We start from the raw sequence: 24,833 nt of genomic DNA, 5'->3' as shown, positions 1-24,833 counted from the left end.
CGGCGCCCCCAAAGAGGCGAACCCCAAGGATACGCCACCGCACCGGCAGCCTGAAATATGCCGGATATAAACCATGGCATCGCGTAACATTCCCGTCTGATGGCATAAATTAAGGGAAGTGTATGAATTCTATTCAAAAACGCATTCCTAAACTCTCTGGTATGTTGCTGCTGGGTTTCATCGGGGCGGTGGTGTTGCTTTCCATCGCCCAGCTGACGATGTCTCTATTATCGCGAGCGAGTACAGAAACACAGGCAAACCGAATAATAAAATTGTCCACCGACATGGCAAGGGAAATACAAACCGTAGCCACTAACGTAACGAATAATCATATTAATAATTGCCAGCCGGATAGCATTAATAAGTTAAGAACCATCATCTGGGATACGAGTTATATTAACGATATCGGCATCGTCCAGGATAATGCTATTATTTGCTCCGGCGCCTGGGGAATATTGCCCACCCCGATAAATATTCCCAACACGACCATTGATTACAAAGATGGGCTAAAAAAAATCACAGATTTTAATTTCCCTCTTATGGAAAATCACAAAGTTAATATATCACTCAAAAATAATGTCGCGATCATTCCCACTCAGATACCCATGAATATGTTGGATGGTGTGTTAGATCAGAGTGATATTAAGGTTACTACGCTCGATGAAACGCAAGTGTTACACCATAATTCATTCAACGCCCCCACCCCTATTCTGCCATTTCAAACGATTAATTATGTTCGTTGCGACAGCGAGAAAAACCTCTGCATACGCATCACGCATTATGGCGCCGGGATATCAAATCTCTCCGCCACGGTCATTATATTTATCGCTGCTCTCGGTTTTATTTTCGGCCTGATGATTGCTTTGCTAGCCTATTTTATTTCCGGATGGCGTAATACGATTTCCAACCGACTAAAACGCGCAATCAAAAACAAAGCGCTGTATGTCGAATACCAACCGATTGTGGAGCTAAAAAGCCGCGCTATTGTAGGCGCCGAGGCATTGGTGCGCTGGCGAGATGACATTTATGGGCAAGTATCACCGGATCTCTTCATTCAACTTGCCGAGAAATTGGGGATCACCCATGAGATCACCAAACTTGTTATTGATAAATCGCTTGACGAGTGCCAAAGCATTCTCACCCACAGCCAGGATTTTTTTATCAGTTTCAACCTGAGTAGCGGCGACCTCTGCTCGAAAACTTTTTTCACCCAAATTCAGGAAAACATGAAAACGTACCGTATCCATGCGCATCAGATCGCTTTTGAAATTACGGAACACATCAATCTGGATGCTGAGCTATTATCCTCGCAGATAAAAAAATTGATGAGTATGGGCCACAGCATCAGCCTGGATGATTTTGGCACCGGCTCCAGCAATCTGTCATCCCTGGTCGACTTACAGTTTGATACGGTTAAAATCGATAAAATGTTCCTGCATCATTTAAACAATGACAAATTATGGATGGATATCATCTATTCCATTATCCGAATGGTTGAGAGCCATCATAAACGCATTGTTTTCGAGGGTATTGAAGAACAGTACCAGTCCGATTTTATCCTGAAGAATACTCAAAATGTCTACGGCCAAGGTTGGTTATTCTATAAAGCCATGCGCAACGAACAACTGATCACCGTCATCGCCGAGAATAGTCCCCCCCGTCACCACGACATACCGTTCATCGGCGATCACATCTAACGCACATCCCACCTTCACGATAAAAATAGCCCTCGCCAGCATCGGGAACACCGGCAAGGGCTATACCACGACAAGGTACTGACGCGAAGGTCAATGACCGCCGCGCAATTTCTCCGCGCGACGGCGCAAGACTTCCATCACAATCAACAGTGCCAGCGCGGCGGCCACCATCATAGATGCGGCGGCGGCGATGGTCGGATCCAGGTTCTCGCGAATCCCGGCGAACATTTGCAGCGGCAACGTGCGCTGGCGCGGGCTGGCCAGAAACAGCGTGACGATCACTTCATCAAACGACGTAGCGAACGCGAACAGCGCGCCGGAAAACACACCGGGCGCGATCAGCGGCAGCGTCACTTTACGAAACGTCAGCAACGGCGGCGCGCCAAGGCTGGCGGCGGCCCGGTTCAAGTTCTGATCGTAATTCTTCAAGACGGCGGTCACGGTGATCACCACGAACGGCACCCCGAGCACCGCATGCGCCAGCACCAAACCGAAATAGCTGTTCAGCAGCGACAGTTTGGCAAAGAAAAAGAACATCCCCACCGCGACGATCACCACCGGCGCAATCATCGGCGAGATCAGCACCGCCATCACCAGCGATTTACCGCGAAATTCGCCGCGCACCAGCCCCACCGAGGCCAGCACGCCCAACCCCGTCGCCAGCAACGTCGCCAACGGCGCGATCAGCAGGCTATTGCCCAGCGCGCTCAACCATTCGCTGGAGTGGAAAAACTCGCGATACCAGCGCAGGGAAAACCCCGCCAGCGGGTAGCTGAGGAACGAGCCGGCATTGAAAGACAACGGCACGATCACCAACACCGGCACCACCAGAAACAGCAGCATCGCCGCGCCGTAAAAGTTAAAAAACGCATTCCACAACCGGAGAAGCTGCGAACCCTGTTGTCTCATTTCCTTCATCAGTTTCTCCTTCTGTTAACGCGCGGCCGCTTCGGCCCCGGTACGGGTAACACGGATATAGACCACGTACAGCAACACCACGATCACCAGCAGTTGCGTCCCCAGCGCCGCCGCCATCCCCCAGTTCATGGTGGTGTTAGTGAAGAACGCCACAAAGTAACTGATCATCTGATCGCCCGGCCCACCTAACAATGCCGGCGTAATGTAGTAGCCGATCGCCATCATGAACACCAGCAGCGCACCGGCAGTCACGCCCGCGTAAGTTTGCGGTACATACACCCGCCAGAAGGCCACAAACGGATGCGCCCCCAGCGAAATCGCCGCCCGCACATAGTTAGGCGAAATACCCTTCATCACCGCATACAGCGGCAGCACAAAAAACGGCAGCAAAATATGGGTCATGGAGATGTAGACCCCCAACCGGTTGAACACCAGTTCCAACGGCTGGTCGATAATGCCCAGATTGATCAGCGAGCGGTTGATCAGGCCGCCAGATTGCAGCAGCACGATCCAACTGGCGGTTCGCACGATCAACGACGTCCAGAACGGTAGCAACACCAGAATCATCAGCATATTGGCGCGATTATTGGGCTGCTTCGCCAACCAATAGGAAAGCGGATACCCCAACGCAACACACAGCAGCGTCACCATGCCCGCCATCACCAAGGTGCGCAGCAGCACATCGATATACAGCGCTTGATCGGCAGGTTGCATCACCACTTCACCGCGTTGCGGATCCACCTTATGGTCGAATACCGCCAGCAGGTAATAGCTGGTGAACGGCCGCGACGCGCGATCGAGGGTCTTCCAGGTGGCTAATTCCCCCCACAGCGGCTGTTCAGCGATCAACTGCCCGCGGAGATCCGGGCTGTCATCCGAAGGCAGTTTACGCAACGTCCGGGTAATCAGCGTGCGGTACTGCCCGTCTTCATACCCCAGCCGTTTGGTGATGGCGGCAACCTGCCCGGTATTCCGCGCGGTACGTAGATCCGTCACCAGTGCTTTGAATACCGATTCATCAGGTACGTCTTTGCCGGGCCATTGCCGCATCGCCTCAATAGTCAACGGCATGTTCACGCGCAAATCGGGGTTGGAAACGCTTTTGCCCAGAATCGACAGGATCGGAAACAGAAAACTGACCAAAATAAACAGGAACAGCGGCGCTATCAGCAACAACGAACGCTTCTGATAACGGGCCTGCGCCTGACGCAGCTGCTGCTTCAGGGTGGTGCGGGGCGGTGGATTGCCGGGGGAGGTGTCCACCGCCAACATATCGTTCTGGGACATAGTCTATCTCCTTGTGATTGCAGGCCGAACCGAACTTAGTGCTGGGCAGCCCAGGCGTTGAAGCGCTGCTCCAGCTCTTCGCCATGATCGATCCAGAACTCGGTATCCACCTGTACCGACTGGGACAGGTTATCCGGTGCGGTCGGCAAGTTGACGCTGACAGCCGGCGCTAACAGCGCGGTAGTGTTGTTGTTGGTCGGGCCGTAAGCGATGTTTTCCGCGAAGATCTTCTGGTTTTCCGGTTTGTTGGCGAAGGCGATGAACTGCTCAGCCAGCGCTTTGTGTTTGGAACCTTTAACGATCGCCCAGCTATCGAGGTCATAGAGCGCGCCGCTCCAGACAATATTGATGCCCGGCTTCTCTTTCTGCGCCACCGCCACGCGGCCGTTATAGGCGGACGTCATGACCACGTCGCCGGACACCAGCCACTGCAACGGCTGCGCGCCGGATTCCCACCACTGGATATTGGGTTTGATCTGGTCGAGTTTCTTGAATGCGCGATCAACGCCCTCTTTCGTCGCCAGGACTTTGTACACGTCTTCACGTTTCACACCGTCCGCCAGCAGCGCTATCTCCAGTGTGAATTTGGCGCTTTTGCGCAGCGCGCGCTTACCGGGGAAATCTTTCACATCCCAGAAGTCAGCCCAACTGGTCGGCGCTTTCTGCAGTTTGTTGGCATTGTAGGTCAGCACGGTAGACCACACGAAAATCCCGGCGCCGCACTCGGATACCGCCCCGTTAACGAATTCGGATTCATTACCCAGTTTTTTCCAGTCCAGCGGTTCGAACAGCCCTTCGTTGCAGCCGCGCATCAACTCCGGGCCTTCCACTTCCACCACATCCCAGCCGATCTGACCGGTTTCCACCATGGCGCGGATCCGAGCCATTTCGCCGTTGTATTCGCCGGCCTCGATCGTCCCTTTGCCGGTGGCCTGGAACGGTTTATAAAACGCTTTATCCTGCGCGTCCTTGTTGGTGCCGCCAAACGAAATCACGGTCAGGTTTTCAGCCCAGCTCTGTGACGCCATGGCGACGAGCAATGCGGATAAGGCAAATTTCTTCAACATAGTCTGGCTCCTGGAGAGTTAGTCAACGCAATGCCGAAACGGCAAAACGCTTAAATTTTCCTGATGCATACGCATCACTGTGTAAAGCAGTTTTCGTGCCACTTTCTGATGAGTCAGCGGAAATTGACCTAGAAGACCAGCAAATGAGGTATTCCGTAAACTGTTCAATCTGCCCTGTTCTTTCATCAATAAATCGACCGCTCATTTCGCCTTATCATGGTGCAATGTGAAAAATTGATTGCACCATGACAGCCCGGATGCCGCATCGCAGCCCCCTTGCGTCCACCGGAATCGCGGGCGCAAATTTTCACGCGCGCCCTGGGCGCACGTAAAAATAGTCGGACTGAAAAATGAAAACCGGCGATAGGCGAGATGAACGTCCCTGTTCAGCCTGGTTCCTCAGGCGGAGGGCGAGAGGTCAACGCAGAGATATTTCATCTCCAGGTATTCCTCGATACCGAAACGCGATCCTTCGCGTCCAAGTCCGGATTGTTTCACCCCGCCGAACGGGGCGACTTCGTTAGAGATGAGGCCGGTGTTAATGCCCACCATGCCGTACTCCAGTGCTTCCGGCACCCGCCACTGACGGGCGGCATCGCGGGTGTAAACATACGCGGCCAGACCGAATTCGGTATCGTTGGCCATCGCCACCACCTCGGCTTCGTCGTCGAACGGAAACAACGGCGCAACCGGGCCGAAAGTTTCTTCGCGGGCAAAACGCATTTCGCGGGTCACATCGCCAATCACCGTCGGGGTGAAGAACGTGCCGCCTAGCGCATGCAGTTTGCCGCCGGTCAACAACGTGGCGCCTTTGCTCAGCGCATCGTCGATGTGCTGCTGAACCTTGCCGATGGCATCGCCGTCAATCAGCGGCCCTTGGGTAACGCCGGGTTCAGTACCGTCGCCCACCTTGAGTTTTTCGACTTCCGCCACCAGCCGCTCGACCAACGCCGGATAGATGCCGCGCTGCACGTAGATGCGGTTGGCGCACACGCAAGTCTGCCCGCTGTTGCGGAATTTCGAGGCCATGATGCCCTTGATCGCCTGCGTCAGATCGGCATCGTCGAACACGATAAACGGCGCGTTGCCCCCCAACTCCAGCGACAGTTTTTTCACCGTCGGCGCGCTCTGCGCCATCAGGATGCGGCCGACTTCCGTTGATCCGGTAAAGCTCAGTTTGCGGACGACCGGGCTGTCGCACAGCACTTTGCCCACCGACGGCGCATCGCCGGTGACGACCTGCAGTACGCCGGCCGGGATACCGGCCTGCTGAGCCAGCTCCGCCAATGCCAGCGCGGTAAACGGCGTTTGCTCCGCCGGTTTGACGATCATGGTGCAGCCCGCCGCCAGCGCCGGCGCGGCTTTGCGGGTGATCATCGCCGCCGGGAAGTTCCACGGTGTAATCGCTGCGCACACGCCGATGCCCTGCTTGATCACCAACAAACGCTGGTGGGCCTGCGGTGACTGCAGCACACTGCCTTCCACCCGTTTAGCCTCTTCGGCAAACCAGTCAATGAACGAGGTGGCATAGGCGATCTCGCCACTGGCTTCCGCCAGCGGTTTACCTTGCTCGGCGGTCAGGATGGCCGCCAGGTCATCCTGATTGTCGCGGATCAACCGCGCCCAAGCCTGTAGCAGCGCCGCGCGTTCCTTGCCGGTGCGCTGACGCCATGCGGCCAGCGCCTGTTCCGCCGCCGCAATCGCCAGCTGCGTCTGAGCCGCGGTAATCAGCGGAATCGTGCCCAGCACCGCGTCGGTAGCGGGGTTATTCACGCTCAGGTGTTCCCCGCTTTCGCTCTCCAGCCATTCACCGTTAATCAGGCACTGCTGGCGGAATAATGCTTTCTGTTTCAGTTGCATAGCTACCCTTTTCACTTACTTCGCCAGAACGCCGGACAGGATGGACAGCGCGTTGCTGAACTGGGCGTCAGGAATGGTCAGCGGATACAGGAAACGGATCACGTTGCCGTGTGTTCCGCAGGTCAGCAGCAGCAGCCCCTGTTCCAGCGCGGCTTTCTGATATTTTTTGGTGATGTCCGCGCTGGGCTTGCCGGTCTGCGGGTCATTGAATTCGACCGCCACCATGGAACCGCGGGCACGGATGTCGACAATCGCCGGACAGGTCGCTTTCGCGTTTTCCAGCGCTTCCACCAGTGTAGCGCCCAGTTGCTGCGCCCGCTGGCACAGTTTTTCCTCGGCGATCACATCCAGCACCGCCAGCGCCGACGCCACCGCCAGCGGGTTGCCGGCATAGGTGCCGCCCAGGCCGCCGGGGTTCGGTGCGTCCATCACGTCGGCGCGGCCGACGACACCGGAAATCGGGAAACCGCCGCCCAGGCTTTTCGCCATGGTGATCAGATCCGCTTTGTCTTCGTAATATTCCATCGCGAACAGCTTGCCGGTACGGGCAAACCCGGTCTGTACTTCATCGGCGATCAGCAACATGCCGTGTTTGTCGCACAGTTTACGCAGGCCGCTGATAAACTCCGGCGGCGCCACGTTAAACCCGCCTTCCCCCTGCACTGGCTCCAGCAGAATCGCGGCGACCTGATCGGCGGCGATGTCGGTGTGGAACAGACGGTCAATGCTGTCCAGCGCCTGTTCGACGCTCACACCGTGCAGCGCATTCGGATACAGCGCATGGAAAATGGATCCGGGGAACGGACCAAAACCGGTGGAATAAGGAGCCACTTTACCGGTCAGCGTCAGCGTCAACAGGGTGCGGCCGTGAAAGGCGGCGCCAAAGGCGATCACGCCGGGGCGTTTGGTATGCGCGCGGGCGATTTTTACTGCATTCTCAACCGCTTCGGCACCCGTGGTGAAGAAGGTGGTCTTCGCCGGGCCGTCGATCGGCGCCAGCGCGTTAATACGTTCCGCCAGTTCGATATAGCTGCCGTAAGGCACCACCTGATAAGCGGTATGGGTAAATTTTTCCAACTGTTCGCGTACCGCGGCCAGCAGTTTCGGGTGGCGGTGCCCGGTGTTCAGTACCGCGATACCGGCAGCAAAATCAATATATTCACGCCCTTCCTCATCCCACAGCGTGGCATTCTCCGCTTTGGCAGCAAAGAAATCACACATCACTCCCACACCACGGGGCGTGGCGGCCAAACGGCGTTGATTCAATTCGCTATTCTTCATTTTTTGCTCCGATTCGATAAACACACCCGACCTGACGGCGGTTGACGATGTTACGTCTGTGTTGTTATTTATCTCTTGTATGGCCCCACAATCCAGAACCAGTTTTTATTATTTGAGGGATCCACTTTGCGTTCGTTACTGACAGACCTGCTGCTTGCCGGCATGGAACAACAGCAAGCAGGCACGTTGAACAAACGGTTGTATGACGCTATCCGGCTGGCGATTCTGACGGGCGATATTGCGCCGGGACGGCGTCTGCCTTCATCGCGCGACCTGGCGCAACAGCTCTCGCTGTCGCGTAATACGGTGATCGCCGCCTTTGAACAACTGCTGGCGGAGGGCTATATCGAGACCCGTACCGGCAGCGGCAGCTACGTCACGGAACAGTTACCGGACACCCTGCCGCCCGATCTTCGGGACGATACCCAACCCAGCGTCCGCCCGTCCGTGCAGGAAATTTCCCACCGCGGCCAGCACCTGTTGGGCTATGCCGGCGCATCATCCCGCCAGTGGGGCGCGTTCATGCCTGGCATTCCCGATATCGCCAGCTTTCCCCACGACCTCTGGCGCCGCTTGCAAAGCCGGATATCCCGGCGGCTCAAACCGGAACAGCTCTCCTACTCGCCGATCGGCGGTTGTCCGGAACTGCAACAGGCGCTGGTGGACTATCTGCGGGTGGCCCGTTCGGTGACGTGTGCGCCGGAACAGATCCTGATTACCGAAGGCACCCACCAGGCGATGGATCTGCTGGCCAAGATGCTATGCAACCCCGGCGATGTGGCCTGGATCGAAGACCCCTGCTACTGGGGCATGCGCAACGTCTTGACCATCAACGGATTACGAGTAGCGCCCATTGAGGTGGACGAACAGGGCATGGTGCCGCCGGAAGACATTTCGCCGCAGCGGGTGCCGCGGCTGATTTGCGTCACGCCGTCGCATCAATACCCGCTGGGCGCGGTGATGAGTTTGGCGCGACGCCAGCGCTTGCTGGCGCTGGCGCAAGAACACGGCGGCTGGGTGATCGAAGACGATTACGACAGCGAGTTTCGCTTCTCCGGCAGCCCGATCCCGGCGTTACAGGGTCTGCAAACGGAACCGCCGGTGATTTACATCGGCACCTTCAGCAAAACCCTCTACCCCGGCCTGCGCGTCAGTTACATGGTGCTGCCGCCCCACCTGGCGCGAGAGCTGAAAACCGCCCATGCCGAACTGTACCGCGGCGGTCATCTGCTGACGCAACTGACGTTGAGCCAGTTCATCCGCGAAGGGCACTATGCCGCCCATATCCGCCGTATGCGGCTGCTGTACGCCCGCCGCCGGGCGCTGCTGAGCGACCTGATCGTTCAGCACCTGGGAGAGGCCTATCTGGGGCATAACAGCAATGCCGGGCTGCACCTGATCCTGCGTCTGCCGCACCATCTTGACGATGTGGTGTTGAGCGCCCGGATTATGCAGCGCGGGGTTTTGGTCAAACCGCTATCCAGCTACTACCTGCTGCCCGCCGGGCAGCGTGGGTTACTGTTAGGCTACGCCGGCGTTGATGAGTTGGATATGGCGCAAGCCTTTGATGTTATTGTTGATTGTATAAAAACACTTCGCACGCAGAGTCACGACCCTATCGTCGTGCGCTGAGGGGCTTTATCCCGGCAAATACATCACGGACGGGCGCTGCCGGGCGCCCGTTTTTACCCGCGCCGACCGGCTCAAAACACCGTTGTGTGGGCGCGTTTCGCCTCGGACGATAATGCACAATAATGGTGCGTCACAGCCAGACACCCATCCCCCATTTTGATGCATGGCAATGCTCTTTATGGGCAGCAATACTTAACCATGCCCCTTCACTCTGCACGATTTTCTTTTTCACTCTATGACTCTTTATCCGCGCAGACAGTAGATTTTGTTATGGTTCCGTTGGCGATTTGTGACATCAGCCCCCACGTAAACATAAATATTATTTACATGTCATTCTCTGGGCATGATTTGTGCATTTCCTTTAGTGAGACAGAGACACTGAGAGAAATGGAAGAATGAAAACCTACGTCAGCTTCAAGAACATCCAAAAAACCTATGATGGCGATCGTCTGGTGGTCAAAAACCTGAATCTGGATATTCAGGAAGGCGAATTCCTGACTATGCTGGGCCCGTCCGGCTCCGGTAAAACCACCAGTCTGATGATGCTGGCCGGGTTTGAAACCCCAACGCAAGGCGAGATCCTGTTGCGCGACACGCCGCTGCATAACCTGCCGCCGCATCAACGCGGCATCGGCATGGTGTTCCAGAACTACGCGCTATTCCCCCACATGACGGTGGCGGAGAACCTGGCGTTCCCGCTCTCGATTCGGCGCATGAACCGCAGCGATATTAAAGAGAAAGTCGATCGCGTACTGGATCGGGTGAAGCTGAAAAACCTGGCGGATCGTTATCCGGCCCAGATGTCCGGCGGCCAACAACAGCGTGTGGCGCTGGCGCGTGCGCTGGTGTTTGAACCCAGGCTGGTGCTGATGGATGAGCCGCTGGGCGCGCTGGATAAGCAACTGCGTGAACATATGCAGTTGGAAATCAAGGAACTGCATCGGGCACTGGAGTTAACGGTAGTCTACGTCACCCACGATCAGAGCGAAGCCATGACCATGTCCAACCGTGTGGCGGTCTTCAACGACGGTATTATTCAGCAGATGGACAGCCCGAACGACATCTATGAACGCCCGCAAAATACTTTTGTGGCGCAATTCATTGGCGAAAACAACACGTTGGTGGGAACGCAGGCAGGCAGCGACGGCGATTACTACCACGTCAATCTGGATAACGGCACCTCGTTACGTGCATTGAAAGTACGGCCAAGCTCCCCCGGCAAAAAAATCGCCTGTTGTATCCGCCCGGAGCGGGTCCGAGTGAATCTCCAGGCGCTCCCCACCGGCGCGCAACAAGTCAGTGCCCGTATTCAGCAGTTTATCTATCTGGGTGATCATGTCCGGATGATGACTGAAGTGGCTGGACAACCTCAGTTTATGGTGAAACTGCCCGCCAGCGAGGTCGACCCGAACTGGCACGAGGGATCGGAGATTCAACTCTCCTGGATGCCGGAACATCTGCGTGCGTTGGACGTGGTGGTAGAACACTAACGCATCACATCTTGCCGCAGCACAGCCGCGCATGTTGCGAATCGACTCCCGGCGTATTGTCGGGAATCGACCTGCCAGCGCAATAACTCGTTTAGCGATACGAAGGATGTTTATGGGTGGATTATTTCCACAGCATCGTCAGCGCTACCCCGAGCAGCACCAGGCAGAATGCCAGCCGCAGAAAGGATACCGGCAGCCGGTGCGCCAGTGCCACGCCCCATGACACACTCAGGATACCGCCCAGCGCCAATGGGAGACCGGTCGCCCAATCCACATTGCCGGCCTGCGCATAGGAGGCCAACGCCGCTAACGCGCCGGGCACCACCAGCGCCAGCGCAATGCCCTGCGCCTGTGTTTGGGTAAAACCGAACAGCGTCACCAGCGCCGGCACCACCACCAACCCGCCGCCGACGGTGAAAATCCCGGACATAAAACCGCTCGCCACCCCAACACCGGAAGGTAACGGGGGGACAACAACGCCGTGGCCGCACGATGGTGATGCCGGCTTTTGAACCACTGCCCGATGTAGTAGACCGCCAGCACCAGCAGAAATACGGCAAAGGCTTTTTGCAGATTGTCGACGGGTATCAGCGAAGCGACATGCGCCGCCAGATAAGAGGATACCGTCGCAAAACCACACAATATCAATGTCATGCGGGTATCAATGCGGTTGCGCTGCCGATAACGCAGAAACCCGATCAGGACATTGGGCGTGATCATTATCAGCGCGGTTCCCTGTGCGATATGTTGATTCATGCCGAACAACATGCCCAACACCGGAATGGCGATCAGCCCGCCGCCGATGCCCAACATACCGCCGCAAATACCAAGCCCTATCCCCAACGACACACATAACAGCGCATCACTCAAAAACAACATATTCATCAATCAATAACACCATCCAATTAAAAAGGAGCGGTCGCATCGGCACCGGGCAATCCGTCGGGACGGTACGCTAAACCGAAAACAGCGTGTAGCAGCAAGCCGTCGTAGGCAATACCACCAGAATGTGCCAACATATTTCGCCTCGCGGCTTGCCGCTGACACCCGTATTTCCGGTGCAATACCTCACTCACGGAGCATGCTATGCCACACGTTGCTGTCAAATATTACCCACGGAATCTGTCTGAAGACGTTAAACAGGCGCTGGCAAACGAGATTTGCGATGTTATCAAAAAATATCTGCATTCCGAAGATAGAGCGCTTTCAGTCGCGTTGACGGAAGTGGCGCCTGAGCGCTGGAAAGAAGAGGTTTACGACGTGGAAATCGGGCCGGAACTGGAAAATCTCACCAAAAAGCCGGGATACACCCTGTAACGCTGGCTCTTTAGGACAAGGCTTATGATGAGCCTTGTCCTGCTACACAATAGGACGTTGATCGACGTTTGCAACCCTCCCTAATCTAGCCGTATCCCCGACCATGAATATGGCTCATGTTGTAATGAAATTAAGTCTCTTTCCCTCCCCCATCGGCTCTGGCATAAAATATGCTTAATTAACTTAACGGCAACATGAAGACCACCTATTGATAAATTAAAGTCATTTAATATCAACATATTAACCAGGTTTTCATCTCAAGCATCAGGAAAAAACAACACGATGACTAAGAATTTTACCTTTACAATTAAAAGCAGTTGCTTCGATGAGAACTATAACCCTTCCGAAAATACACGTATCACGACTAACTTTGCGAATCTGGCCAGAGGCGCGAGCCGCCAGGAGAATTTACGCAATACCTTAGTGATGATTGACAATCGCTTCAATACATTGGCGTATTGGGATAATCCCAACGGGGATCGTTATTCGGTCGAACTTGAAATCATTTCTGTTGATATGCATATTGCCGATAATAACGCCACCTTCCCGGCCATCGAAATTTTAAAAACCAACATCATTGATAAAAAATACAATGCCCGTATTGAAGGCATTGTAGGAAATAATTTTTCTTCTTACGTGCGAGATTATGATTTTAGTGTCTTGCTGTTAGAACATAATAATAACCAACCCCAATTTAGCATTCCCGATAACTTTGGCGACTTGCATGGGAATATATTTAAATATTTCGTCAACTCACAAGAATACAAAGACAACTTTAGCAAATCGCCCGTGATTTGTTTAAGTGTGTCCAGTAAAGACACCTATCATCGAACGGGAAACCGGCATCCTGTATTGGGCATCGAATACCAGCCAAACGGTTCGTCTTTGACTGAAAAGTATTTCGAAAAAATGGGGCTACAGGTTCGCTATTTTATGCCGCAAAATAGTGTCGCTCCTTTGGCTTTTTATTTTTCTGGTGATTTACTGAGTGATTACACCGATCTTGAGCTGATCAGTACCATCAGTACGATGGAGACTTTCCAAAAAATTTACCGACCTGAGATTTACAATGCGAACTCCGCAGCAGGGCAATATTATCAACCCAACCTAAATCACCAGGATCATTCATTAACAAAAATTGTTTATGATCGGGAAGAGCGCAGCCAGTTAGCCATTAAGCAAGGGAAGTTTACTGAAGAGCACTTCATCAAACCGTATAAAAATATTCTTGAGCAATGGTCTGCTCATTACGCGCGCTGATTCACCAAAAATATAAGGTCACTTGCGATGAAAACATTATTACCCACATCCACTGCGGGCAGTTTACCCAAACCCTCCTGGCTCGCCGAGCCTGAGAAGCTGTGGTCTCCCTGGAAATTGCAAAACGACGAGTTAGTTGAAGGGAAAAAAGATGCCTTGAGCTTGTCGCTGTTTGACCAACTGCGTGCAGGTATCGATATCGTCAGCGATGGCGAACAAACACGCCAACACTTTGTCACCACGTTTATTGAACACCTGAGCGGTGTGGATTTTGAAAAACGAGAAGTGGTTAAAATTCGTAATCGCTATGACGCAAGTGTACCGACGGTGGTCGGTGCCGTGGCGCGTCAAAAACCCGTGTTTGTTGAAGATGCCAAATTCTTACGTCAACTCACCAAACAGCCGATTAAATGGGCGTTGCCGGGGCCGATGACGATGATTGATACGCTCTATGATAACCACTATAAAAGCCGCGAAAAACTCGCCTGGGAATTTGCAAAAATACTCAATCAGGAAGCGAAAGAATTAGAGGCCGCGGGTGTCGATATCATCCAGTTTGACGAGCCAGCCTTTAATGTTTTCTTTGATGAGGTGAATGACTGGGGGATCGCCACGTTAGAAAAAGCCATTGAAGGGCTGAAATGTGAAACGGCGGTGCATATTTGCTATGGCTATGGCATCAAAGCCAATACCGATTGGAAAAAAACGCTGGGGTCAGAGTGGCGGCAATACGAAGAAGCATTTCCCAAACTGCAAACATCGGCTATCGATATCATCTCGCTGGAATGCCATAACTCGCGTGTTCCGATGGATCTGCTTGAGCTGATTCGCGGTAAAAAAGTCATGGTAGGGGCCATTGATGTGGCAACCAATGCCATAGAGACACCAGAAGAAGTCGCCGATACGCTACGAAAAGCGCTTCAATTCGTCGATGCCGACAAGCTCTACCCTTCGACCAACTGCGGTATGGCGCCCTTATCCCGGCGGGTAGCCACAGGCAAACTCAATGCGTTAAGCGCAGGTGCAGACATTATCCGTAGAGAGCTTTCTGCTAAATAACACCGTTACATTGTCGATCACTAAAAAACTCAGTCCGTGTCAGGCGATCTGATCAATCGCCAAATAACCTGCACCACCGGCGGCCGAGGAAATAAACGGGGCCGCCGTATCGATGACCGTCGCAATGTTTTTTCGGGCTTCAGTAATGGTGTACGTTTTCATTTTCCCCCCCTCAAGATGTGCATCTTAAGGGCACATCTGATTAGTACAACAGACCACTACTGCCCTTGTTTATGCCATAAAAAAACCCCAACCATCAGGTCAGGGACTCAGACTGCTAACAAAATCCTTAAGCACAAGATGAAGCATTTTTACGGCGTCAAAAACTGTGCTGAGTTGGGCGACTTCGCCGGGTGAGCGACAGGACGTCGCGAAAGCCCGTGCCGCGTCTGGAGCGCGTCACGGGCGGCCCGAACAGCGAAGGCGAACGCCGAAGGAACCGCGTCAGCGGCACAGTTTAGCCACCAGCCAGTGGTCAAGGGGAGGTGGCGTTTGAACCTCGCCTTGTCGTGTGTGCGACGAAGCAGAAAAGAAATGACACCGCTTATCCCGCACGAAATTATTCACTGACCGTACAAATTTCACCATTCACAAGACAACATAAGCTGTTTGTCAACAGCCTCAGCCCCCAACCATCAGGTCAGGGGCTTTTCGATACTCACATTCACATTCGATCAGAATGCGGCGGCAAAAATGGACACAATCTCAGCGTGTGTGGCCTGTTTCGGGTTGGTGACGCCGCAGGCGTCTTTCAGCGCGTTGTCGGCCAGAATGTTGAAGTCTTCTTCTTTCACACCCAGATCTTTCAGCCCTGCCGGGATACCGACATCGCGCGCCAACTGATTGATGGCGACGATGGCGGCTTCCGCACCTTCGCTGTCGCTCATCGCACTGACATTCACTCCCAACGCCTGCGCCACCACTTTCAGGCGAGCCGAGGCCACCTGGGCGTTATAGCGTTCTACATGCGGCAGCAGTACGGCGTTGCAAACCCCGTGCGGCAAATTGTAGAAACCGCCCAACTGGTGCGCCATCGCGTGAACATACCCTAACGATGCATTATTGAATGCCATTCCCGCCATAAACTGGGCATACGCCATTTGTTCGCGCGCTACCTTGTTCTTGCCGTTGCTGACCGCATCACGCAAATGATCACGAATCAGCTCGATGGCTTTGATGGCGACGGCGTCGGTAATCGGCGTCGCCGCCGTAGAAACGTAAGCCTCAATCGCATGGGTTAATGCGTCCATCCCGGTCGCCGCCGTCAGCGAAGGCGGCATGCCTTCCATCAGCGCCGGGTCGTTCACCGAGATCAGCGGCGTAACGTTTTTATCGACGATCGCCATTTTCACATGGCGGGCTTCATCCGTAATGATGCAAAAACGGGTCATTTCCGATGCAGTGCCCGCCGTGGTATTGATGCCGATCAGCGGTAACTGAGGTTTAGCGGAAACATCCACCCCCTCGTAATCTTCAATGTTGCCGCCGTTGGTCGCCAGCAGCGCAATCCCCTTGGCACAATCGTGCGAAGAACCGCCGCCTAGCGAGATCACACAGTCGCTGTTATTCGCGCTGAGAATTTTCAACCCGGCATCGACATTGGCAACCGTAGGGTTGGGTTGCACGCCATCATAAATGGCGCTGTCCACCTGGAATTCTTTCAACAGGTTTTGTACCGACGCGGCGACGCCAATCTTATTCAACACGCCGTCAGTCACAATGAGGGCATGTTTGAAACCCTGTTGTTGAATCTGTTTTGCTGCTTCTGTTAATGCACCTTCGCCCATCAGGTTTAATGCCGGAATATAAAATGCACTGCTCATCATTCACCGTCCATTTGTGTTACAGAGCTTTAACCTGACGTTATCCTAGCATTTGCATTTATCGTGAAATTTGATGTGAGACAATTTTTACAACCGTGAAGCATTGTCTTACAAAATGAATCTTGAGCCACATCATGTCTGGTAACTTTCTGGAATTTTTACTAAAAAAATATCGCACCCGGTTTTTACATCGAAGGACGCTTCAAACTCCGTGCCATTGAGAACGCCAACGGCCCGCCATTCAAAAGCGCGGCTTAACGATTATACCGGTGCGTTACTGTTTATCGGGCAAGCGAAATATAGTGCCTGCCGCCGTTCTGCCCTATGCTAGGCGTACATAAAACGACGGATATATCTCTTCTTCTCATCATGATGGATACCACTTTTACTGCGCTGGGCGACATCAGTCAGCCCGGTGACTATCAGGGCGCGCTGGTTATCGTGCGCGATCTCAACGGCAACGTGCTGATGCAACTGCGGGATGCCGACAAAGATATCGTCTACCCCGGATACTGGTCTTTGTTTGGCGGCGGGCTGGAGCCAGGAGAATCCCCCGCGCAGGCCGCCGCCCGGGAGCTGGCGGAGGAAATCGGCCTGATTGTCGATCGCCGACGGCTGCTCCCGCACTACGTCACCCTCGCCGATGCGCCACGTTGCGCCCGTATTTACTTTTTTTCTTACACGGCGGAGATATCGCCCAGCGAGATCGTCCTCAACGAAGGTTCGGGGTTCGCCTTTCTGACACCGGAGCAGATTGAGCATCTGCAGGTGATCCCTTACGTCATGAATGCGCTACGGCACTATTGGCGGGATATTCACGTTTGAATCGCGCGTTGGGGACAGGCCGATGCCTGTCCCCGGCAACCGTTAGTGACGGTTACGCACCAGTTGATAGCGGCGGGTGAGATACTCCACCGGCGCGCTCCAGATATGCACCAACCGGCAAAACGGGAACAGCACAAACAGCGTCATGCCCAACACCAAATGCAGTTTGAACACCAGCGCCACCTCATCCAGATACGCTGATGCGCCGCCGCGGAAGGTCACTACCGACTGTGCCCAATCCACCAGCTTCATCATTTCACTGCCATCCATATGCTGCGCGGAGAAGGGAATGGTCAACAACCCCAGCGCCGCCTGAATCACCAACAACGCCATGATCAGAATATCGCCGGTGGTCGAGGTGGCGCGTACCCGCGGGTTGGTCAAACGGCGTTTCAGCAGCATCGCACCGCCCACCAGCGTCATAACACCGCAGGTTCCGCCGCCGAGCATCGCCATCTTTTGCTTCACCGCCAGCGATAAAAAGGATTCGTACACCCAATGTGGCGTCATCATGCCGACAAAGTGACCGCCCAGCACCCCCAGAATGCCGAGGTGGAATAGGTTCGACGCCAGCCGCATGCCCTTTTTATCCAGCATCTGGCTGGAGCCGGCCCGCCAGGAATACTGACCGTAGTCATAACGCAGCCAACTGCCGACCAGAAACACCACGCCGGCGATATAGGGATAAATATCGAAGAAAAATAGATTGATATAGTGCATTAACGCTCTCCTTTCGCCCGCGCGGCGTCAAGGTTGAGGTATTGAGGGGCGACGGCGCCGGCAAAACGACGCTGATGCGCCGCCTGCGCCGCCGGGGCGCACCCTTTATCGGCGAGGAAACGGACTTGCTCCTCTTCCCAGACGGCATCCAGCGCCTGCGGCGTATCGTCGCGTGCTTCTTCCGCCACCTTCGCCGCCACTGCGGCGCTTGACGGCTCACACGCCGCCAGCGTCAGCAACAACTCCAGCAACAGGGCATAGTCGCTGCCGCGCTGACGTAAACGCGCCGCCAGCAGCGTCAGGATCGGCGCAATATCTCGCAGCCCATCACGCGCCGCCGGTGGTTCACGCAACGTCAAATACTCCAGATACAGCGGCAGGAAATCCGGCAGTTCACGGCAGTCCAACGCCAGACCGACTTCGCGGTATTGCGCCAGCAAGTCCACCATCGCCTGACCGCGATCGCGTGATTCGCCGTGAACATGTTCGAACAGCAGCAGCGATAACGAACGGCCGCGATCGAACAGCTCGGTGTATTGCTCCTGACGATCCAGCAACTCGCTCTGCCAGAAGTCACCGATAAACGCCATCAGTTGCGCGCTTTGGCGCAGCGGCAGCTCGTCGGCTTGCTCCAGCGCATCCAGCATGTCCTGGCGCTGTTGCCACAGATCCGCATCTGGATACTCCAGCAACCGGGCGATAATGCGAAGACTGATCATGACTTGTTCTCCTGCATCCGGCGGCGGCTCATGGTCTGGGTCTGGCTGGTCACGTCGATGGCGTCGATACGGCGGCTATTGAACAGGTTGAATGACGAATCGCTGCCATGACAACCGTCGCCGAAACTGAAACCACAACCATGCGCTTCCGGGAAGGCGTCCCGCGCCAGTTCACGGTGGCTGGAGGGCACTACAAAGCGGTCTTCATAGTTGGCGATCGCCAGATAGCGGTACATGTCCTCGGCCTGTGCCGGCGTCAGCCCGACCTGCTCCAGCGCGCGCGTATCGTCAAGCTGGTCGACGGTCTGCGCCCGCTTGTAATGGCGCATCGCCAGCATGCGACGCAACGCCAGCAGTACCGGCTCGACATCGCCCGCCGTCAGCAGATTGGCCAGATACTGCACCGGAATGCGCAGGCTCTCCACGTCCGGCAGCACGCCGCTGTGCGCCAGCTGGCCGGCATCGGCGGCGGATTGGATCGGCGACAGGGGCGGCACGTACCACACCATCGGCAGCGTGCGGTATTCCGGGTGCAGCGGCAACGCCAGTTGCCACTCCACCGCCAGTTTGTACACCGGCGACTGTTGCGCCGCCTCAATCACGCTGAGCGGAATACCGTCGCGCTGCGCCTGGGCGATCACCTCAGGGTCGTGCGGGTCGAGGAAAATCTCCCGCTGGCGGCGGTACAGGTCGGTTTCGCTTTCCACCGATGCCGCCTGTTCAATGCGGTCGGCGTCGTACAGAGCACCCCCAGATAGCGGATACGCCCGACGCAGGTTTCCGAGCACAGCGTCGGCATGCCGGATTCGATGCGCGGGTAGCAGAAAATGCACTTTTCCGATTTGCCGCTCTTCCAGTTGAAGTAGATTTTTTTGTACGGGCAACCGGTCAGGCACATGCGCCAACCGCGGCATTTATCCTGGTCGATCAGCACAATGCCGTCTTCCGCCCGTTTGTAAATCGCACCACTCGGACAGGTCGCGACGCACGCCGGGTTGAGGCAGTGCTCACACAGTCTCGGCAGGTACATCATGAAGGTGTGCTCGAACTGCCCGTACATGGCTTTCTGCATGTCGTCGAAGTTCTTATCCTGTGAGCGCTTGCTGAATTCGCCCCCCAGATCGTCCTCCCAGTTGGGGCCGTTTTCGATGGAGTTCATGCGCTGGCCGGTGATTAACGAGCGTGGGCGCGCCACCGGCTGGTGCCGGCTCTCCCCGGCGCGTTGCAGATGGCCGTAGTCGTAGTCGAACGGTTCGTAGTAGTCGTCCAGCGCCGGGACGTCCGGGTTGGCGAAAATCTTCGACAGCACCCCGACACGGTTGCCCATGCGCGGCGCCAGTCGGCCGTTGATTTTACGGATCCAGCCGCCTTGCCATTTGTCCTGATCTTCCCACGCATGGGGATAGCCGGTGCCGGGTTTGGTTTCTACATTATTAAACCAGGCGTACTCCACCCCTTCGCGGCTGGTCCAGACGTTTTTACAGGTCACTGAACAGGTATGGCAGCCGATGCATTTATCCAGGTTCAGCACCATGCCGACTTGCGAACGAATTTTCATCAGGCTTTCTCCTGCTGGCGATATTGCTGGTGGTGGTCAAGGTCATGGCTGTCGGCATCCAGCCAGTCGATACGGTTCATCTTGCGCACCACCACGAACTCATCCCGGTTCGATCCCACGGTGCCGTAATAGTTAAAGCCATACGCCAGCTGGGCGTAACCGCCGATCATGTGCGTCGGTTTCGGGCAGATACGTGTCACCGAGTTATGAATACCGCCGCGTTGCCCGGTCACTTCCGAACCGGGCAGATTCACCAGTCGTTCCTGCGCGTGGTACATCATGGTCATCCCGGCCGGTACACGCTGGCTGACCACCGCCCGGGCGGTCAGCGCGCCATTGGCGTTAAACGCTTCCACCCAGTCGTTATCGGCAATGCCCAATTCGCGGGCGTCTTCCTCGCTCAGCCAGATGACCGGGCCGCCGCGCCCCAGCGTCAGCATCAACAGGTTGTCGCTGTAGGTGGAGTGGATCCCCCATTTCTGGTGCGGCGTCAGGAAGTTGAGCGCCTTTTCCCGATGGCCGTTCGGCTTGCTGTTCAGTAACGGCGCGGCGGCGCGGGTATCCACCGGCGGGCGATACACCAGCAAGCTTTCGCCGAAGGCGCGCATCCATTCATGATCCTGGTACAACTGCTGCCGACCGGAGAGGGTGCGCCACGGGATCAGCTCATGCACGTTGGTGTAACAGGCGTTGTAGGACACATGCTCATCCTCCAGACCTGACCAGGTCGGGCTGGAGATGATTTTGCGCGGCTGCGCCTGAATATCCCGGAAGCGGATCTTCTCATCCGCTTTCGGCTGCGCCAGATGGGTATGGTCGCGCCCCGTGACCTGACTGAGCGCCGCCCACGCTTTCACCGCCACCTGGCCGTTGGTTTCCGGCGCCAGCGACAGAATCACCTCGGCGGCGTCGATCGCCGTCTCGATGCGCGGCCGGCCGGCGGCCACGCCGGCATCCTGCGTGCGGTTCAGCCGTTTGAGCAGCGCAACCTCCGACTCGGTATTCCAGCTGATGCCTTTGCCGCCGTTGCCGAGTTTGTCCAGTAGCGGCCCCAGCGAGGTAAAGCGAGCGTACAGTTGGGGATAGTCGCGCTCCACCGTCATGATGTGCGGCGCAGTTTTGCCTGGGATCAGATCGCATTCGCCTTTTTTCCAGTCCTTTACCCCCAGCGGTTGCGCCAGTTCGGCAGCGGAGTCGTGCTGGATCGGCAACGTCACCACATCGGTTTCCACCCCCAGATGCCCCTGACAAACGCGAGAGAAGGTTTTCGCTAACCCTTTGTAGATCTCCCAGTCGGTTTTCGACTCCCAGACCGGGTCAACGGCGGCGGATAACGGATGAATGAACGGATGCATGTCCGAGGTGTTCATATCGTCCTTTTCATACCAGGTGGCGGTCGGCAGCACGATATCGGAGTAGAGACAGGTGCTGGACATGCGGAAATCCAGCGTCACCACCAGATCCACCTTGCCTTCTCCGCCCTGCTCGCGCCATTCCACTTCTTGCGGCTTCACGCCGCCCTGCGCGCCCAGATCCTGCCCCTGAATACCGTGTTCGGTGCCCAGCAGGTATTTGAGCATGTACTCATGGCCTTTGCCGGATGAGCCCAGCAGGTTGGAACGCCAGATAAACAGGTTGCGCGGAAAGTTCTGCGGGTTGTCCGGCTGTTCGGCGGCAAAACGCAACGAGCCGTCTTTCAGGGACGCGACGGTATAGTCCTGCGGCGTCATGCCGGCAGCCTGCGCCTGTGCGGCGATCCGCAGCGGGTTTGCGCCCAGTTGCGGCGCGGACGGCAGCCAGCCCATCCGCTCCGCCCGCACGTTGAAATCGATCATGCTGCCGTCGAACCGGGCGCGATCCGCCAGCGGCGACAAAAATTCCTGCGGCGCGACCGTCTCGTAACGCCATTGATTGGTGTGATTGTAAAAAAACGAGGTGCTGTTCATATGGCGCGGCGGACGTTGCCAATCCAGCCCGAAGGCCAGCGGCAGCCAACCGGTTTGCGGCCGCAGTTTTTCCTGGCCGACATAGTGCGCCCAGCCGCCGCCGCTCTGGCCGACACAGCCGCAGAAGATCAGCATGTTGATAATCCCGCGGTAGTTCATGTCGAGGTGATACCAGTGGTTCATCCCGGCGCCGACGATGATCATCGAGCGGCCGTGGGTTTTGTCGGCATTTTCCGCGAATTCGCGGGCGATGCGGATAATGTTCTGCCGCGACACGCCGGTGATCTGCTCCGCCCACGCCGGGGAGTAGGCCTTCACCTGATCGTAATCCGTCGCGCAGTTGGCATCGTTGAGGCCACGATCCACGCCATAGTTGGCGAGCGTCAAGTCAAACACGCTCGTCACCAGCGCTTCGCTGCCGTCCGCCAGCCGCAAACGCTTGACCGGCAGTTGATGCACCAGCACCTCATCCAGTTTGACGCCGGCGAAGTGTTCGCTCGGCGCCCCGCCAAAGTACGGGAACCCCACCGAAACCACCTCATCATGGTGCCCGTGCAGGCTCAGACGCAGGTTGATGTCCTGTTGCGTGACACCGTCACGTTGCTCCAGGTTCCATTTGCCCTTTTCTCCCCAGCGATACCCAATGGCACCCTGCGGCGCCACCAGATCCCCACTGGGGTCGTCGATGGCGATGGTTTTCCACTCCGGATTGTTCTGCTGGCCCAGATTGTCCACCAGATCGGCGGCGCGCAGCAAACGCCCGGCGGCGTAATACCCCTCCGCACGCGGCTCCAGCAGCACCAACATCGGCATGTCGGTGTAGCGGCGCACATAGTCGGTAAAATAGTGGCGGGGTTGTTTGAGGTGGAATTCGTTGAGGATCACATGCCCCATCGCCAGCGCCAGCGCGCTGTCGGTGCCCTGTTTCGGGTTCAGCCACTGATCGCACAGCTTGGCGATTTCGGCGTAGTCCGGGGTAATCGCCACGGTTTTGGTGCCTTTATAGCGCACCTCGGCGAAGAAGTGCGCGTCCGGGGTGCGGGTTTGCGGTACGTTGGAACCCCAGGCGATGATGTAGGACGAGTTATACCAGTCGGCGGATTCCGGCACGTCGGTCTGTTCGCCCCAGGTCTGCGGCGATGCGGGCGGCAGATCGCAGTACCAGTCGTAAAAACTCAGACATACCCCGCCCATCAGTGACAAATAGCGCGCGCCCGCCGCGTAAGACACCATCGACATCGCCGGGATCGGCGAAAAGCCGATAATGCGATCCGGCCCGAAGGTTTTGGCGGTATAGACGTTGGCGGCGGCGATAAGTTCGTTCACTTCTTGCCAGTTGGAACGCACGAACCCGCCGCGACCGCGTGCCCGTTTGTACTCCTGCGTTTTTTCCACGTCGTTGACGATGGCGCCCCAGGCGTCTACCGGGTCGCGATGCTCAGCGCGCACCGCGCGCCACAGTTTCAACAGCCGCTTGCGTACCATCGGGTATTTCAGACGGTTGGCGCTGTACAGATACCAGGAGTAACTGGCGCCGCGCGGGCAGCCGCGCGGTTCGTGGTTCGGTAAATCCGGGCGGGTGCGCGGGTAATCGGTCTGCTGGGTTTCCCAGGTGACTAATCCGTTTTTGACGTAAATCTTCCAGCTGCACGAGCCGGTACAGTTGACGCCGTGTGTCGAACGCACCACGTTGTCGTGCTGCCAGCGGCTGCGGTAGCCATCTTCCCAGTCACGGTTGGTATTGAGTGTCTGACCATGGTCGCCGGAAAACGGCTCGGCCAGTTGCCTGAAATAACGTAACCGGTCAAGAAACTTGCTCATCCGGGCTCTCCTGCTGCGGAACCTGTGGGTTCCTGTCGTTATTGAAAGGGTCAGGCCGATCGCCGGCGACGTGCGGCGTTATCCGGAAAACAGCCTGATGCTTCGCTCACTATGGAGCGCAGCTTAGCCAGCAGACCCCAGACCAAAATTGACAGCGATCAAGCTCCGCCGGGGGGGTATTGCTCGCCTATCGACGAAATACCCCCAAAGGGTTAACGCGAAAAAACAAGATAATCCATTGAATAGTAAACAAATTAAATCATTCGCCATGAAAGCGGTGGTAAACGATTTACCCCAGTGACTATTTAGAGGTAGGGGGATGCAGATAAACCGTCCGATGCCCTGACGGCGCTAAGCCATTCGGATGAACGACCCGTCTGCCGGGGGCAGATTGGAACGCAGCGGGCGCGGCGCGACAAAGACCAGGCCCAGAAACGGGTTGAGTCATCAAGCCAACGCAGCGGCAACCTGGGAGATGGCGGGTATACCGGGTGTGGGAGGGTTTCACTGATTATGTATAAACCTCAATAACCATCACATTTTGTATGGATAC

17 protein-coding genes and 2 pseudogenes are annotated in these 24,833 nt (G+C 56.0%); 7 read left to right on the top strand and 12 right to left on the bottom strand.

What is annotated here, in order from left to right:
• Positions 1–122: 122 nt before the first annotated feature.
• Complete coding sequence (locus DPA2511_RS09240) at positions 123–1,697, top strand: EAL domain-containing protein (RefSeq protein ID WP_012765402.1); 1,575 nt, start codon at positions 123–125, stop codon at positions 1,695–1,697.
• A gap of 90 nt (positions 1,698–1,787) precedes the next feature.
• On the opposite strand, the gene DPA2511_RS09235 is transcribed toward DPA2511_RS09240, so the two are convergent.
• The 5 genes from DPA2511_RS09235 to DPA2511_RS09215 form a co-directional block, all read right to left on the bottom strand.
• Positions 1,788–2,606: an ABC transporter permease gene (locus tag DPA2511_RS09235; protein ID WP_023638274.1), complete on the bottom strand. Its 819-nt coding sequence runs from the start codon at positions 2,604–2,606 to the stop codon at positions 1,788–1,790.
• 24 nt (positions 2,607–2,630) lie between these two features.
• Positions 2,631–3,902 (bottom strand): ABC transporter permease, encoded by a 1,272-nt coding sequence (locus DPA2511_RS09230; RefSeq protein ID WP_012765400.1) that lies wholly within the window; start codon positions 3,900–3,902, stop codon positions 2,631–2,633.
• A gap of 35 nt (positions 3,903–3,937) precedes the next feature.
• The gene (locus DPA2511_RS09225) at positions 3,938–4,969 is read right to left on the bottom strand and encodes an ABC transporter substrate-binding protein (RefSeq protein ID WP_012765399.1); all 1,032 of its coding nucleotides are present in this window, start codon (positions 4,967–4,969) and stop codon (positions 3,938–3,940) included.
• A 399-nt stretch (positions 4,970–5,368) separates the two neighbouring features.
• Positions 5,369–6,829, bottom strand: coding sequence for an NAD-dependent succinate-semialdehyde dehydrogenase (locus DPA2511_RS09220; protein WP_012765398.1), 1,461 nt, complete (start codon positions 6,827–6,829; stop codon positions 5,369–5,371).
• A 15-nt stretch (positions 6,830–6,844) separates the two neighbouring features.
• On the bottom strand, positions 6,845–8,110 hold the full coding sequence (locus DPA2511_RS09215; RefSeq protein WP_012765397.1) for a 4-aminobutyrate--2-oxoglutarate transaminase: 1,266 nt from the start codon (positions 8,108–8,110) through the stop codon (positions 6,845–6,847).
• A 126-nt stretch (positions 8,111–8,236) separates the two neighbouring features.
• On the opposite strand from DPA2511_RS09215, the gene pdxR reads away from it, so the two are divergent.
• Positions 8,237–9,742 (top strand): MocR-like pyridoxine biosynthesis transcription factor PdxR, encoded by a 1,506-nt coding sequence (gene pdxR, locus DPA2511_RS09210; protein WP_012765396.1) that lies wholly within the window; start codon positions 8,237–8,239, stop codon positions 9,740–9,742.
• A gap of 395 nt (positions 9,743–10,137) precedes the next feature.
• Positions 10,138–11,232: an ABC transporter ATP-binding protein gene (locus tag DPA2511_RS09205; protein ID WP_012765395.1), complete on the top strand. Its 1,095-nt coding sequence runs from the start codon at positions 10,138–10,140 to the stop codon at positions 11,230–11,232.
• Between the two features lie 121 nt (positions 11,233–11,353).
• Here the strand turns inward: DPA2511_RS09205 and DPA2511_RS21445 are convergent.
• Positions 11,354–12,045: pseudogene (locus DPA2511_RS21445) on the bottom strand (sulfite exporter TauE/SafE family protein).
• Between the two features lie 273 nt (positions 12,046–12,318).
• Between DPA2511_RS21445 and pptA the strand changes: the two are divergent.
• The 3 genes from pptA (at position 12,319) to DPA2511_RS09185 (ending at position 14,868) form a co-directional block, all read left to right on the top strand.
• A complete protein-coding gene (gene pptA, locus DPA2511_RS09195) occupies positions 12,319–12,549 on the top strand; it encodes a tautomerase PptA (RefSeq protein ID WP_012765393.1) in 231 nt (76 codons plus the stop codon).
• A gap of 282 nt (positions 12,550–12,831) precedes the next feature.
• Complete coding sequence (locus DPA2511_RS09190) at positions 12,832–13,809, top strand: DUF1852 domain-containing protein (RefSeq protein ID WP_012765392.1); 978 nt, start codon at positions 12,832–12,834, stop codon at positions 13,807–13,809.
• Between the two features lie 27 nt (positions 13,810–13,836).
• A complete protein-coding gene (locus DPA2511_RS09185; protein ID WP_012765391.1) occupies positions 13,837–14,868 on the top strand; it encodes a methionine synthase in 1,032 nt (343 codons plus the stop codon).
• Positions 14,869–14,907: 39 nt separating this feature from the next.
• Here DPA2511_RS09185 and DPA2511_RS24095 read toward each other — a convergent pair whose 3' ends face one another.
• Positions 14,908–15,030: a hypothetical protein gene (locus DPA2511_RS24095; RefSeq protein WP_012765390.1), complete on the bottom strand. Its 123-nt coding sequence runs from the start codon at positions 15,028–15,030 to the stop codon at positions 14,908–14,910.
• Positions 15,031–15,542: 512 nt separating this feature from the next.
• Entirely contained in the window at positions 15,543–16,691 is a 1,149-nt protein-coding gene (yiaY, locus tag DPA2511_RS09175; RefSeq protein ID WP_023638273.1) for an L-threonine dehydrogenase, read from the bottom strand.
• 369 nt (positions 16,692–17,060) lie between these two features.
• Here yiaY and DPA2511_RS09170 point away from each other — a divergent pair, with 369 nt between their 5' ends.
• Positions 17,061–17,516, top strand: coding sequence for an NUDIX hydrolase (locus tag DPA2511_RS09170; protein ID WP_023638272.1), 456 nt, complete (start codon positions 17,061–17,063; stop codon positions 17,514–17,516).
• A 42-nt stretch (positions 17,517–17,558) separates the two neighbouring features.
• On the opposite strand, the gene narI is transcribed toward DPA2511_RS09170, so the two are convergent.
• From narI to DPA2511_RS09150, 4 genes and pseudogenes are all read right to left on the bottom strand, one after another.
• Positions 17,559–18,236: a respiratory nitrate reductase subunit gamma gene (narI, locus tag DPA2511_RS09165; protein WP_012765387.1), complete on the bottom strand. Its 678-nt coding sequence runs from the start codon at positions 18,234–18,236 to the stop codon at positions 17,559–17,561.
• Positions 18,236–18,955: a nitrate reductase molybdenum cofactor assembly chaperone gene (gene narJ / locus DPA2511_RS09160; RefSeq protein ID WP_012765386.1), complete on the bottom strand. Its 720-nt coding sequence runs from the start codon at positions 18,953–18,955 to the stop codon at positions 18,236–18,238. Before narJ ends, narI begins: the two co-directional genes overlap by 1 nt.
• Positions 18,952–20,513, bottom strand: a pseudogene (gene narH / locus DPA2511_RS21440) (nitrate reductase subunit beta). The gene narJ and the pseudogene narH overlap by 4 nt, the downstream one beginning before the upstream one ends.
• Positions 20,513–24,280, bottom strand: a complete 3,768-nt coding sequence (locus DPA2511_RS09150) for a nitrate reductase subunit alpha (protein WP_012765384.1) — start codon at positions 24,278–24,280, stop codon at positions 20,513–20,515. Before DPA2511_RS09150 ends, narH begins: the two are co-directional and overlap by 1 nt.
• Positions 24,281–24,833: the final 553 nt, after the last annotated feature.

It is taken from the genome of Musicola paradisiaca NCPPB 2511 (assembly GCF_000400505.1).
Lineage (GTDB): Bacteria > Pseudomonadota > Gammaproteobacteria > Enterobacterales > Enterobacteriaceae > Musicola > Musicola paradisiaca.
This window is presented reverse-complemented; position numbering and strand designations above follow the sequence as displayed.

Coding starts and splice junctions, on each gene's coding strand:
- DPA2511_RS09225 (WP_012765399.1), bottom strand. CDS start 4,969: ATGTTGAAGAAATTTGCCTTATCCGCATTGCTCGTCGCCATGGCGTCA.
- DPA2511_RS09150 (WP_012765384.1), bottom strand. CDS start 24,280: ATGAGCAAGTTTCTTGACCGGTTACGTTATTTCAGGCAACTGGCCGAG.
- narJ (WP_012765386.1), bottom strand. CDS start 18,955: ATGATCAGTCTTCGCATTATCGCCCGGTTGCTGGAGTATCCAGATGCG.
- DPA2511_RS09190 (WP_012765392.1), top strand. CDS start 12,832: ATGACTAAGAATTTTACCTTTACAATTAAAAGCAGTTGCTTCGATGAG.
- DPA2511_RS09170 (WP_023638272.1), top strand. CDS start 17,061: ATGATGGATACCACTTTTACTGCGCTGGGCGACATCAGTCAGCCCGGT.
- pptA (WP_012765393.1), top strand. CDS start 12,319: ATGCCACACGTTGCTGTCAAATATTACCCACGGAATCTGTCTGAAGAC.
- DPA2511_RS09230 (WP_012765400.1), bottom strand. CDS start 3,902: ATGTCCCAGAACGATATGTTGGCGGTGGACACCTCCCCCGGCAATCCA.
- yiaY (WP_023638273.1), bottom strand. CDS start 16,691: ATGAGCAGTGCATTTTATATTCCGGCATTAAACCTGATGGGCGAAGGT.
- DPA2511_RS24095 (WP_012765390.1), bottom strand. CDS start 15,030: ATGAAAACGTACACCATTACTGAAGCCCGAAAAAACATTGCGACGGTC.
- DPA2511_RS09220 (WP_012765398.1), bottom strand. CDS start 6,829: ATGCAACTGAAACAGAAAGCATTATTCCGCCAGCAGTGCCTGATTAAC.
- DPA2511_RS09185 (WP_012765391.1), top strand. CDS start 13,837: ATGAAAACATTATTACCCACATCCACTGCGGGCAGTTTACCCAAACCC.
- DPA2511_RS09205 (WP_012765395.1), top strand. CDS start 10,138: ATGAAAACCTACGTCAGCTTCAAGAACATCCAAAAAACCTATGATGGC.
- narI (WP_012765387.1), bottom strand. CDS start 18,236: ATGCACTATATCAATCTATTTTTCTTCGATATTTATCCCTATATCGCC.
- DPA2511_RS09215 (WP_012765397.1), bottom strand. CDS start 8,110: ATGAAGAATAGCGAATTGAATCAACGCCGTTTGGCCGCCACGCCCCGT.
- DPA2511_RS09240 (WP_012765402.1), top strand. CDS start 123: ATGAATTCTATTCAAAAACGCATTCCTAAACTCTCTGGTATGTTGCTG.
- DPA2511_RS09235 (WP_023638274.1), bottom strand. CDS start 2,606: ATGAGACAACAGGGTTCGCAGCTTCTCCGGTTGTGGAATGCGTTTTTT.